General features: G+C 63.9%; 13 protein-coding genes. 8 read left to right on the forward strand and 5 right to left on the reverse strand.

Annotation, left to right across the window (positions count from 1 at the left end):
* Positions 1-3 precede the first annotated feature (3 nt).
* The 6 genes from trbC to ACZ1JX_RS20975 are packed head-to-tail and all read left to right on the forward strand — an operon-like array spanning position 4 to position 8289.
* A complete protein-coding gene (gene trbC / locus ACZ1JX_RS20950; protein WP_010890974.1) occupies positions 4-768 on the forward strand; it encodes a type-F conjugative transfer system pilin assembly protein TrbC in 765 nt (254 codons plus the stop codon).
* A 1-nt stretch (position 769) separates the two neighbouring features.
* A complete protein-coding gene (gene traN / locus ACZ1JX_RS20955) occupies positions 770-2884 on the forward strand; it encodes a conjugal transfer protein TraN (protein WP_010890973.1) in 2115 nt (704 codons plus the stop codon).
* 37 nt (positions 2885-2921) lie between these two features.
* Positions 2922-3275, forward strand: a complete 354-nt coding sequence (locus ACZ1JX_RS20960; RefSeq protein ID WP_039337889.1) for a hypothetical protein — start codon at positions 2922-2924, stop codon at positions 3273-3275.
* Positions 3272-4084, forward strand: a complete 813-nt coding sequence (locus ACZ1JX_RS20965) for a thioredoxin family protein (RefSeq protein WP_010890971.1) — start codon at positions 3272-3274, stop codon at positions 4082-4084. The genes ACZ1JX_RS20960 and ACZ1JX_RS20965 overlap by 4 nt, the downstream gene beginning before the upstream one ends.
* A complete protein-coding gene (locus ACZ1JX_RS20970) occupies positions 4084-5538 on the forward strand; it encodes a conjugal transfer protein TraH (RefSeq protein ID WP_010890970.1) in 1455 nt (484 codons plus the stop codon). The genes ACZ1JX_RS20965 and ACZ1JX_RS20970 overlap by 1 nt, the downstream gene beginning before the upstream one ends.
* A gap of 12 nt (positions 5539-5550) precedes the next feature.
* Positions 5551-8289 (forward strand): conjugal transfer protein TraG N-terminal domain-containing protein, encoded by a 2739-nt coding sequence (locus ACZ1JX_RS20975; protein WP_010890969.1) that lies wholly within the window; start codon positions 5551-5553, stop codon positions 8287-8289.
* On the opposite strand, the gene ACZ1JX_RS20980 is transcribed toward ACZ1JX_RS20975, so the two are convergent.
* Positions 8261-9207, reverse strand: a protein-coding gene (locus ACZ1JX_RS20980) for an IS630 family transposase (RefSeq protein ID WP_086000218.1) whose coding sequence is annotated in 2 segments (ribosomal slippage) — positions 8261-8871 and positions 8871-9207 — 948 coding nt in all. Because the reading frame shifts where the segments join, the coding sequence is not laid out codon by codon here. The two genes, ACZ1JX_RS20975 and ACZ1JX_RS20980, sit on opposite strands and share 29 nt — an antisense overlap.
* A gap of 142 nt (positions 9208-9349) precedes the next feature.
* Between ACZ1JX_RS20980 and ACZ1JX_RS20985 the strand changes: the two genes are divergently transcribed.
* Entirely contained in the window at positions 9350-9643 is a 294-nt protein-coding gene (locus tag ACZ1JX_RS20985; protein WP_049759555.1) for a hypothetical protein, read from the forward strand.
* Between the two features lie 4 nt (positions 9644-9647).
* On the opposite strand, the gene ACZ1JX_RS20990 is transcribed toward ACZ1JX_RS20985, so the two are convergent.
* Both ACZ1JX_RS20990 and ACZ1JX_RS20995 read right to left on the reverse strand, forming a co-directional pair.
* Positions 9648-9845: a hypothetical protein gene (locus ACZ1JX_RS20990; RefSeq protein ID WP_122129310.1), complete on the reverse strand. Its 198-nt coding sequence runs from the start codon at positions 9843-9845 to the stop codon at positions 9648-9650.
* A gap of 128 nt (positions 9846-9973) precedes the next feature.
* Complete coding sequence (locus ACZ1JX_RS20995; RefSeq protein WP_011906606.1) at positions 9974-10636, reverse strand: FCD domain-containing protein; 663 nt, start codon at positions 10634-10636, stop codon at positions 9974-9976.
* A 187-nt stretch (positions 10637-10823) separates the two neighbouring features.
* Here ACZ1JX_RS20995 and ACZ1JX_RS21000 point away from each other — a divergent pair, with 187 nt between their 5' ends.
* Positions 10824-11594, forward strand: a complete 771-nt coding sequence (locus tag ACZ1JX_RS21000; protein WP_041551555.1) for a GntR family transcriptional regulator — start codon at positions 10824-10826, stop codon at positions 11592-11594.
* A 2-nt stretch (positions 11595-11596) separates the two neighbouring features.
* Here the strand turns inward: ACZ1JX_RS21000 and ACZ1JX_RS21005 are convergent, their stop codons facing one another.
* Positions 11597-11782 carry a hypothetical protein gene (locus ACZ1JX_RS21005; protein ID WP_041551553.1) on the reverse strand — a complete coding sequence of 62 codons (186 nt, stop codon included), beginning with the start codon at positions 11780-11782 and terminating at the stop codon, positions 11597-11599.
* Positions 11783-12027: 245 nt separating this feature from the next.
* Positions 12028-12243, reverse strand: coding sequence for a DUF5818 domain-containing protein (locus tag ACZ1JX_RS21010; protein ID WP_010890961.1), 216 nt, complete (start codon positions 12241-12243; stop codon positions 12028-12030).
* Positions 12244-12348: the final 105 nt, after the last annotated feature.

The raw sequence follows: 12348 nt of genomic DNA on the forward strand, positions 1-12348 counted from the left end.
CCCATGACCTTCGCGCGCACCTTGCTTAAACCCCACCTCGCAGGAATCGCTGGCTTCCTCGCGCTTACGGCTGTCTCGGCAGCGCTCGCGCAAACGCTAGACGGCATCGACCTCAAGGCCATCAAGGACCGGGCAACCGAGGCGACAGCCGATGCCCAGACCTTGGTCGATGCGGTTGCCGGCAAGGGCGAGGCGCACCGCGCCGAGGCCGAGACCTTGCGCGAACAAGGCCTCGCTTCCGTCGCTTCGATCGATCCCGCGAGCCTTCCCAAGGGCCCGGATGGCGCGGTCGACTTCGACGAACTGCTCGCCGGCGCCGCGGCCAATACCCGCGCGCCGATGGGCGAGGGGCCGATGTTCATGGTCTTTGCCAGCTTGTCGATGCCTGGGGCCTCGCTCACCCGGCTGATCGCCGACACGACCAAGGCCGGCGGCGTGGTGGTGTTCCGCGGCTTTCCCGGAGGCAGCACAAAAGCCTTTGCCGAGGGCCTCAAGCGCGTTGTGACCGACGAGGGCCAAGAAGCCCATCTCGCGATCGACCCGCGCCTGTTCCGCGCCTTCAAGGTCGAGGCTGCGCCGACCTTCGTCGCCGCGGGCCGCGAGTACGAGCTCTGCGACGGGCTCGACTGCACCAGCGCCACTCCCGACCACGACCGGCTCACCGGCAATGTCACAGTCGAGTTCGCGCTCGAGAGTTTTGCAGGTGGCCGCGGGCCCGGCGCCGGCGTCGCGCGCATCGCGCTCGCCCAGCTCAACAAGGGTCATTGAGATGCGCGCGCCGCGCCTTGCTGGATTTGCGCTTGCCGGGATGGTGCTGCTCGCCGCGGCCGGCGCACAAGGACAGGTCTACATCCCCCCGCCCGACGATCTGGTCGAGCCGCAACCGCCGCTCCCGCCCGCGATTGATCCCGGCGTGCCCGCTCCCGCCCCGCCGCCTCCTTCCGCGCCTGCCACCATGACCGTGGACGAGGCCAAGGCCGAGGCTCGGGCGACCGGATCGAGCGTGCGCGGCGCCTACCAGGGGATCACCGATGCCCCGGGTGCGGCCGGGCAGATACCGGGGTATCAGGCGGAATATCCCGGACTCACCCAGTATTACGACAATCCCGGCAACATGTACGCCGATGGGGCGGCGGCCGGCGTGAATAGCAATGCCTACCGCACCGCCAATTCGACCACGCGGCCGACCGTCGATGTCACCCGCGCCGACCTGTCCCGCGCCAACACCGTGACCGACGATCCCAATGCCTACTTGTCTGGCATGAGCGCGGACGGGTCGACCGGCAATTGCGTCCCGCTGCCGCCGAGTCCGGGGACCACCAACACTGCCGAATGGACCTGCAATGTCGGCTCGAGCGTGGTCGAACAGCCCAAGACCTGCACCCGCAGTCTCACCGTCGCGCCATGGAACGAGACGCTCTACCAGTACCTCTGCGTCACGGCCCCTGGCTTTCCGGGCTGCGCCTCGCTTGAGGGCAACGCCCTGTGCCGCAAGACCGGGACCTTCCCTGTTCCCGACTATAACCTCACGGTCGACTACTACGACTGCGACGCAGGCGTCAGTGATCCCAACGTCTACCTCATGGGCACGGTGGCCAAACCGCCGCCGGCGGACGCCTTCCAGGTCGTGAGCAACGTCTATCGCTGCAACAACGAAGGGATCACCGATGCGCTGACCTTTGATCCCGTGACGGGTTTTCCCGTCCAATATGTGAGCGGGCTTCAGCAGTGCGGGGCGATATCGGCGGAGCCGAGCTGTACCCAAACCACCGCCTCCGCGGCAGGCCTCACCGACCGCCAGCTCTGCAAGACCTGGGATTTCATCGGCGATCCGTTCGGGGGAGGGGGCTACCTCACTTGCCTTGAGCCCGCTTCGCTAGAAGCGGTCTATTCGTGCAGCACCAATGTCGCCGGCATCGTGCCCGAAAGCTCGGTATCGAAGTGGTTCACCCAAGTCTGGACCGACAATGCCTGCTCGGTCGATCTTGGCACCTGCACCCTCGCTGCCGAGACCTGCACTGCCCCCAATGAAACCCGCCTGATCGATGGCGTGCCGGTCACGCGGGCCTGCTGGGAGACGGCGAAGACCTACCAGTGCCAGACCGTGGTGGGCGGCGGCAACGACTGCGGCAAGCTCGATGCAACCCCCGGCTGCATGTTCGACCACGAGACCTGTCTCGACGATCCGCCCAGCGGAGATGGTTCGTGCAAGGTCGCCGAGCGTGTCTACAAGTGCCCGATCCCGGGATCGACGAGCCAGCCTGCGCAGTACATCTGCGGGGACGACGTCTACTGCGTCAATGGCGACTGCGAGCCGATCGTTCGCGAGGCCTCCGACGAGTTCAAGGACGCGGTCGTGGCGCTGAACGCGCTCGGACAGGCCAATTCCGAGTTCGACGAAAGCACGCTGACGCTGTTCAAGGGCACCGCCGAGAGTTGTGCGCACAAGGTCTTCGGTCTCGCCAACTGCTGCTCGGGGAAGGGCGTCCCGCTCCTCGTTCCGCTGCTGTGCAGCCCGGCCGAGGTGCTGCTCGATCAGAAGGACGATGCAGGGCTCTGCCACAAGATTGGCACTTACTGCTCGTCGAGCTTCCTTGGCATCTGTCTTTCCAAGCGCGATGTCTATTGCTGCTTCCTCTCGAAGATCAGTCGGATCCTCCAGGAGCAGGGCCGGCCCCAGATCGGCAAGACATGGGGAACGCCGAAGAAGCCCGTCTGCGACGGCTTCACCATTTTCGAGTTCCAGCAGCTCGACCTCTCGGTGATGGATTTTTCCGAAATCTACGCGGAGTTCGTCGATGCGGCGAAGCTCCCCGACGAAGCCGCCACGCTCATCGAAATCCAGGCAAAGATCGAGGCCTATTATGCCGCGCACAAGCCCTGAGCCCGCCACGAATCCTGTGCCCGAAAGCGGCGCGCGCGTGGTCGCGTTCGGGGCCTACGCCGCAGCCCCCGATCTGACCGTGCTGGAGTTCTGCGTCGGCATGGCGCTCGCTCGCAAGGGGCCGCTGACCGCGCGCGGGATCGCTGCCGAAATCTCGGCCTGGTTCGACCACCCGGTTCGCGCGCGCAGCCTCAGCGCGCAGCTCGATGCCATCGTCCGGCGGGGATGGGCGCGACTTGAGGCCGGAACCTACACGATCGCCGATGCCGGGAGCGAGGCGCTGTCCGGCTTCTACTGCGCGCTTGTACGCCTGCTCGATGGCGGCCGCCGGCTGCTCGACCTCGGCGTCTTCATGTCACTGATCAAGGAATTCGAGAGGAGCGGATCATGAACCACCGCCAATGCATTGCCCTGCTTGCCGCCTCCAGCGTCGCGCTTACCGGGACCGCACCGCTGCGCGCCTCCGAGGGCGACGGTGTCGAGGTGCGGCAGTCCGAGGACGCGCTCTACTGCAAGGAGAGGAAGCTCGGCACCTGGTTCTACTGCGAGAAGCCCAAGGAGGAGCCGCGCAAAGCTGCTGCTGCGCAGCCACCAGCGCGCGAGCGACTGGCCGCAATCGGGACCCAGCTTGAAGAACTGAAGGCGCGCGCGATCCTCGAGCCGAGCCCGGAGAACGTCACCGCCTATGTCCGCTTCCAGCGCGAACAGCTCGACCGCTCCTCGATGTTCGCCGACGTCTGGCAGCGCGCGCTGTGGCAGGATCCCGGGCTCGACTACACGCTGCAGCGCCCGGTCTCGACGCTCGGCAAGCGCGCCTGGATCGACGAGCGCAAGACCGACCGCGACCGGGTCATGGCCAATCTCTCGCAGCGCTACGGGGTGTTCTACTTCTTCGCCTCGAGCTGCGGCGCCTGCGACATCTTCTCGCCGATCCTCAAAGCCGTCTCGGACAAGTACGGCCTCGCGGTGCTCGCGGTCTCCACCGATGGCGGACCTTCCTCGACCTTCCCCGGCTACATGGTCGACAGCGGGCAATACGAGAAGCTCGGGCTTGGCACCGACCGCCAGGTGCCCGCGCTGGTGCTGTTCGATTCAGTCACCAAGCAGCCGATGCCGATCGGCTACGGAATCCTCAGCCAGGACGAGATCATGGACCGCGTCTTCCAGCTGACGCAGGTCAAGGTGGGGAGCGACTACTGATGCGCGCCCGTCGCTTCGCCCGCCGCCTCCATGGAGCCTCGCGCCGCGCACTTGGCACAGTCCTCGGTGCCGCGGTTCTGCTCGCTTCGCCCACACCCGCCTCGGCCGGGGTCGAAGGCGAGATGCAGAGCTTCATGTCCGACATGGGCGTCCAGGCCAATGTCACCGGTCCCAGCGCCTACCAGGGCCAGTCGGCGGGCTATTATTCGATGGGCTCGGTCTGGTCGCGCTTCCCGCAAAAGAACATCCAGCCCTTCAACCTCCAGTTGCCCCACGCGCGCGCCGGGTGCGGCGGCATCGACCTCTTTGCCGGGTCGTTCTCGTTCATCAACACCGCCGAACTTGTCGCCATGCTGAAAGCGACCGCGAACAACGCGCTCGGCTTTGCCTTCAAACTCGCGATCGACACGATCTCGCCCGAGATCGGCAAGGTCATGGATGAGCTGGCGCAGAAGGTTCAGCAGATGAACCAGATGAACATCTCGTCCTGCGAGACCGCGCAGGCGCTGGTCGGCGGCCTCTGGCCGAAGAGCGATACGGCGAGTTCGGTCATCTGCGAGGCGATCGCCAACAGTCAGGGCGCGGTCTCCGACTGGGCCCGCGCGCGCCAGCAGTGCAACAACGGCGGCCAGCGCGAAGCCTTGAAAAGCGCCAATTCCGACCCGGACATGAAGGAACAGGCCGGGATGCCCAACAATTACACCTGGGCGGCATTGGGCAAGAAATACGGTGGGTTCGACACCCAGTTCCGCGAGTTCCTGATGACCCTCGTCGGGACCGTGATCTACGATCCGGCCGGTAATGGCGGCAAGCCGAGGGTCCAGTTCATCGGCCCGGCCGACCCGGCGCTGATCAGCGCCATGCTCGACGGCACCTCTTCCACCCCGCACAAATACTGGAGCTGCGGCGGCGATAGCGCCAAGTGCATGGCGCCGAGCGAGATCGACATGGTGATCGGGCCTAATGCAGCGATCAAGGCGCGGGTGCGCACGCTGATCGAGAGCATGGCCTTGAAAGTGCGCGATCCCGGCGCCTCGTTGACCCCGGCCGAGATCCAGCTCCTCGGCATGGCGAGCGTGCCGGTCTACAAGATCATCACCGTGAGCGCAGCGGCCGAGTTCGGCATCTCCGCGCAGGAGATCAACGACCTTTCCGAAATAGTCGCGGTCGATCTCGTCACCACCATGACCATGCGGTTCATCGACATGGCAGTGAACGCGCGTTCGGACTTCAACGGGGCTGATGCGGATAGCTTACGCGAATGGCGCGAGGGGCTTTACGAGACCCGGCGCAATTTCCTCGGGATCGCGGCGCGCACCTCGCAGCGCTTCGACCAGACCTTTGCGCTGATCCAGCGCACGCAGATGCTCGAAAAGACCCTGCGTACCCAGCTCTCGCCCCAGATGTCGGCCGCGCTGCGCTTTTCGCGCACGCTCGGCAGCCAGGTCCAGTAAGGGGCGGCGGAGATGCTCGAGGTCTTCACGGTCGGGGGCGGCGACTACCTCGTCAACACCTTCAACGCGATCGCCGCCTGGACCGGCTCGGGCGGGTTCAAGTCGCTGATCCGCGTCGTCATGGTGATGGGGCTGATCTACGCGCTCCTCATTACCGCGATGGACCTCGACTGGCGCGCGTGGTTTCGCTGGTTCATCCAGTCGACGCTGATCTACACCGTGTTGATGGTCCCGACGGTGACGGTGAAGGTCACCGACCGTGTCAATCCCGGGCTTGCGCCCGCCACGGTCGCCAACGTGCCGATCGGGCTCGCAGCCATGGCCTCGTTCACCAGCCAGATCAGCGACTACCTGACCCGCACGGCCGAGACAGTCTTCGTCATGCCTGCTGCGCTCAATTACTCGACCGGCGGCTTCGTTTACGGCGCGCGGATGTGGGACAAGGCGCGCGGGTTCGAGATCCGTGATCCCGTGTTCAAGGCCAACCTCGACGGCTACCTCAAGCAGTGCGCCTATTACGACATCCTGCTTGGCACCAAGAGCCTCAAGCTGCTGAGCGAAGCGCCCGACCTCTGGGCCGAACTCGGGGTCAATGCCGCAACCAACCGCGGCATGAAGTACCTGACCGATACCGGCACCGGCACGGTCGATATCGAGGGCAAGACCTGTGCGCAGGCCTGGACGCTGATCAACAACCAGTGGGACAACCAGATCAACGCCTATGCGCTGCCATTTGCGCATACGATGTACCCCAAGCTCACCGAGGCCGCGGCAGGGGCAAAGCTCGCCGCCGACGTGCCGGCGGTCTCGCAATTGCTCACCGGCACCGCGATGACGCGTAACCAGTTCTTCAAGCAGAAGAGCATGGTCGACGCTTTCGAGGCCGCCCAGCTCGACTTCGGCAATGCCGATGCCGATTCCTTCGCGCTCCAGCGCGCGGACACCCAGACCCGCAACGCGATGACGACGGCAGCCGAGCAGGGGCTCATCTGGATTCCGGTGCTTGGCGTGGTCCTGACCGTGGTCTTTTACGCTCTGTTCCCGATCGTCTTCCCGCTGCTGTTGTTCCCGCGCACCGGCATCGCGACCCTGAAGGGCTACTTCTCGGGCTTCTTCTACCTCTCGGCCTGGGGACCGATCTACGTTCTCATCCACTCGTTCATCATGGACCGCCTGGCCTCCCAGACCGCAGCGGTTTCAGCAGGCAGCGTGAACCTCGCCAACTGGGCGGGAATCGATGCGGTTAATCAGGACATCGCCACGATGGCGGGGTTCCTGATGCTCTCCGTGCCGATGCTCGCGCTGATGGTCATGCGCGGCACCATGTCGGTCGCCAACAACCTTGGCTCGATGCTCGCCCCGGTCCAGGCTGGCTCGGATGCCGCGGCGATCGAGCGGACCACCGGCAACTATGCCTATGGCGATGTCAGCTATGGCAATCTCAACGCGGACAATCGGCAGATGTCGCAGTGGAATCAGGCCCCCAACCTCCTGGCAGGCGCGGGCCACTCGGGCTTCCGCGAAGCGGACGGGCGCATGTTCAACGAATATGGCTCGGGCCATTCGGTGATCGACACCAATGCGGCGATGTCCCAGTTGCCCTTCAAGCCCACCATGACGCGGGGCTATGCGACGGACCTCAGATCCCAGGGCCAATGGTATCTCAACGAGGCCGACAAGATCGAGAACGGCACCTCGAGCAGCTGGACCAGCTCGAAGGGCCAGTTCGGCAGCGCGGTCACCGCGACCAGCGACGTGACAGGAGCCCGGCGCGAAAGCGGATCGCGCGCATCGGACACTCACAATGTCGGCGGCAACGTCGTCGTCGAACAGGCCAAGGGCAGCTCGACCCGTGATGTCACGAACAATGATCTTATCCTGCGCGAGGGCAATTCACGTTCGTCCGGTGATTTTGCGAGCCGCACTTTTGGCTCGTCCGCGAGCCTTACTGGATCTGGAACGCTGGGAACGCCTGGCAAAGACATTGCGGGAAGTGGCGCCTCAGCAACGCTGCAGGGCTCCATTTTCGGTCGGAAAGAGGTGGGCGACGATGCTCGTGCCGGCACCGAGCGTTCAGCAACGAACCAGACCACGCGCGGCACCGACAAATCCGACGAGACGAGCGATCGCATGGTGGTCAGCGGGTCGAGCGGCGATATCCAGTCTTCGGGCACCTACAGCCAGAGCTCGGACTACACTGACCATAGCCGCTCGCACACCACCACCGATGGAAGTGATTGGCGTGTCGCTGAGGCCGAGGAACGGCGCGCCGCTGCTGCTCGCTATCGCGAGATAGGCAGCCGAATGATGTCCGAAGCGAGCTACGCCGAAAGCCACGGCTTCCAGATTTCGAGCGATATGTCGAACCTGATCCAGGACCGCTATGAGGCCCTGCAGCGCGAACACCCCGAGTGGCACTTGCCCGATCTTTCCAATCCGCGGCTCGACTATCGGGATGTGACGCGGCGCGACCAGGCCATCACATATATCATGGACGACCTGATGGGCGACTTGCGCGCTCACCGGATCGACGAGCTCAGCGACATCGCCGGGATCGCAGGCAATGGATCGCTGGGGACCAATACCGATCTCGGCATGCCGCAAACCCCTTCGCTTCCATCCCCCCGCGCAGAGGGGCTGGTGCCTTCGCCGCTCGAAGGCGGCACACTGCTTGCGGTGCCCAATGGTCCGGTCGATGGCGCCGCGCTAGAGCGATTTTCGATCAGTCTGGATCATATCCGCATGAACTGAAGTAGTTGGCGCATTCGGCGGGCCGGAAGATGTCGACGAGCTTGCCGATGAGGTCCCACAGGCCGCTGACGGTTCGTTCGCCTGCTTTTCGGAGCATGGCCTTGAGCCGGGAGAAGGCCTTCTCGATCGGGTTGAAGTCGGGGCTGTAGGGCGGGAGGAAGCGCAGTGTTGCTCCTGCCGCCTCGATCCGGTCGCGGACTGCGGGGCGCTTGTGGCTCGACAGGTTGTCCATGATGACGACGTCACCGGGCCGCAGTTCGGGCACGAGAACCTGCGCCACGTAGGCTTCGAACCAGTCACCGTTGATCGGCCCGTCCAGCACCATCGGCGCGACCATGCCGGTCATCCGCAGGCCTGCAACCAGCGTGGTGGTCTTGCGATGACCATGTGGGTAGCCCATCCGCAGCCGCTCACCCTTGGCGCAACGGCCATGGCTGCGGGTCATGTTGGTGGCGGTCCACGTCTCGTCGATAAAGACCAGGCGCTCGGGTTCCAGATCGATCTGGCCGTCGAACCAGTGGTGACGCTGCTTCAGGACGTCGGGACGGTCCTGCTCGACAGCATGGCCAGTCTTTTTTTGCGCGTCATGCCCCGGCGCACGAAGAAGCGATGCAGCCCGGCAACCGAGACGGTCAGGCCAACCTCAGCCAAGGCGATGCGCAACTCCTCCAGCGAGATGTCCTTGCGCGCCTCCCAAAGTGCCAGAATGTCGGCAGATCGCTCCTCCACCCGGCGCGAGCGCATGTCGCCACCTTGAGGCCTGGGAGCAAAGTCACCGGTGGCACGCCGCTGCGCATGCCACCGGATCGCCGTCGAAGGGGCGACGCCAAACCGCGCTGCCGCCGCTCGGCAACTCAGCCCACCGTCAACCGCAGCCAGAAGCCGGACCCGCAAATCCATCGAAAGACCGTGACCCATCCATGCCGGCCTCCTTCACCAGCATGGATTCTGAATCAGAAATCTCAGCCGACGGGAATCCCATGCCGACTCAAAGCGGTCGAAAACCGCTCTAGCGCGCGACCTTGGCATCAAGGTCAAGCCGGGGGCAAGGCTTGGGCATATGGATGGGGACCTGGTTGCCGCGATGGGGGCGGTGGCTGAGGAAGCCCGCTCGCTCGGTCTGCCAACCCCGGTGGTGACCTCGGGAAATGACAGCACCCAGCACATGGCCGGGTCGGCACATTATGACGACCGCGCCCTGGATTTTAGAGGCAACAACATCTCCGACGAGCAGGGCGAACGCTTGGCATCACAGGTCCGGTCACGGCTTGGCGACGGATATGCTGTTCAGTTCGAACGCTTCCCGGACAAGCCCGAGCGCGACCACCTGCATGTCGCTCGGAGGCGGACTTGATCGCTTAGCCAAGCATATGGGTCTGCCATGCGAAGAAGCCGACAAACGCGATCATCATCAAAGCCAAGATAACTCTGAGATGCGGAATGCCGCCATTCTCAGACGTTGGAGTCTTGGGAAAAGCAATGCCTGTCACAGGGTCGCAGTCGGCCCCGCGACAAGAGATTGGCATTCCATCCAGTCCGTAGCGATCATGGTCCATCGAGGGTCTCCTCGCCCTGGCCATGATTACCCCAAACAGACTGGATTTTCAATCATGTGCCAGCAACAGGTCGAGCCCTCCGCACAAGCCTAGAACCCCCTTTCCTCGCAGCGCTGCGGCGCTGGAGGTCAGGTCCCTTTGCTCGGATAGCTCTCAATCCTTGCCGTGCCGGCGCGACGGATCTGCGTGGCGGCTTCCTCGACATGGAACGAGACCGCATCACGCGCGCGCAGGGTATCGCCCGCCTTCATGTAGGCGACCAGACGGTCGTGCTCGACCAAGGAACTGCGCGCTTCGTCGAGCTGGAAGTAGTTGGCGCCTGCAATCCACACCGCCGGCGGAACCGCCTTGCCATAAGCCGCAAGCGCCGCCCGATTACCGCTCAGACGGACGAGTTCGAGGTGCCACTGATAATCGATGTAGGCCCCTTGGAGCAGGTTTGCCGCATCCATGTCGTCATAGGCCTTGAGCGCCGAATTCAGCGCCTCGAGATGGCTGAAATCCGTCTTTCCGTGACAAGCGGCTACCTCGGCTGCCGCCAAGGCCTGGATCGCACCGGCCAGAGCCAGGTGCTCGGAGATCCGGTCAACGCTCCAGTCGATGATGGTGTAGCGGCCATGGTCACGCGCAATGAGGCCAAGATCGGTGAGTTCAAGTGCCAGGCGCTCTGCCTCGGCGGGATCGCGACCCTGAAGGCCGGGAATATCGACCGCGCTGTCATAGCGCCGCCGCTTGCGGGGCTCGCGCAGCACGGCAAAGATCATCTGCGCCGGGCAGGCAATCGTTGTCATGACTGGCAATTTTGCTTTGGCCACTGCTGCCCCAAAAACCCGAACGACGACCAAATGGGGATAATGCGAAGCTCCCGGATTCGGAAATCAAAACGATGTTGTGCTAGGAAGTACGAAACAATGCGGTGAGCCAGAACTCACCCATGAGGGAGGTCGATTGACCAGAGCACAGTCCCTTTCTGAACTCATGTTCCTCGAATTGAGGTTCGGGGTGCTGTCTGCGCGCTACCTTCCGGGGCAGTCGATCAGCAAGGCCGAGGTTGGCGAAGTCTACGATTGCCGCCCGGCCGGGGTCGCCGAAGTGCTGAGTGCTCTAGCTCACGAAGGCTACCTGACCCGCCAGGGCCGGAGCGAATTTACCGTGCGCACCTGGGGCCGCGAAGAGGTCGAGGACCTGTTCGAGATGCGCGCCAATTTCGAAGGCCTCGCTGCGTTTCGCGCGGCTGAGCGGGCCAGCGATGCCGAGATCTCTCTGCTTGCCGCGCTCGCCGCCGAAGCCCGGGAAGCGACGCCCGAGGGTCCGGATTCACTCGAGCGCGTGGTCATCGAGAACCTCAGGTTCCACGTCGAGATCATGCGCATGTCGCGCATCCCGCAAATGCCGGAGATGGCGCGCATGGTGCTTCCCAATGCGCTTCACCGCCGGATCGTCTGGTCACAGCGCGCCGAAGATGCCGAACAGTCGTTCCGCATGCACCAGAAGATCGCGTCCGCCATCGCCGAGCGATCGGGCTCGATGGCGCGGCTGCTGATGCGCGAGGACATCTACTCGTCGCGCGAGGCGGTGTTGGCGGCGATTGAAGACCTGGCCGGGCGCGAAGCGGGCGAGGCGGCGACGATTGTCCGGTTCGCGCCGACCTTCGAGTTCGAGGGCAGGCTCTTTGGTCAGGGCACACGTGAGCCGGGCGCCGATGGCCGGACGATCCCGTTCGGAGTTCCGGCCGCCAACCTCAGATAGCCCTAGTTTGTACCTGTCTTGTCACTGTCTTCGGGCAGGCGATTTCTGTCCGACGCGAGCTGTTCGAGGACGCCCTGCATCAGGGCCGATGCCTTCAATAGCCCGGCGGCGTTCAGCACATTGAGGAAGTCCCGGGCATCTGAGGTGATCAGGTCAAGCGTGCTTCGATCGATCAGCAGTCGCTGCATTCACATCAAGCCGCCCCCGAGCCAAAATCCAAGCAAACGATTGTTGAAACTTGGGAATCTGTCAATATTGCGCCAAGTTAAATTTGCCGAATAATGTCTCTGAAATGGTGCAATTTAGGTAGGCACCCTTATCACGCAGCGCTTCGACTACTCGAGATCACATCGGCTGCTAATTCCGCTCCCGGCCCGTCATGACGATGGATACCTGTAGAGTACAGTTTGCACGTGCGCGCCGAGCCGAGAATTCAATCAATCGCGGCGCAGAACTCGACGTCGATCCGGTCGGGCTGTACGATCTTGCCGCGCACGCTGACCTGTCCCTCCAGTCCTTCTGGCACCGATTCCTCGCCAAAATGCAGCCGCCAGGCAAGGCCGTCGGCATCGCGCAGGATCGGTCCGCGCGGTCCCGCCTCGATCGTTCCGGTTATGGTGTTGGCCGTGCGGCGGGCAGGGAGGTTCATGTGCTGGATCGGGTTCGAATTGGGTAGATTGCGTGCCGGAGCACTTGTGCGGACACGTCGGTGTCCATAGCAAACGGCCGGACAAATTCCAGCGTTGCATGTGCG

The organism is Novosphingobium sp. BL-A-41-Hi4A-0G (assembly GCF_055521735.1).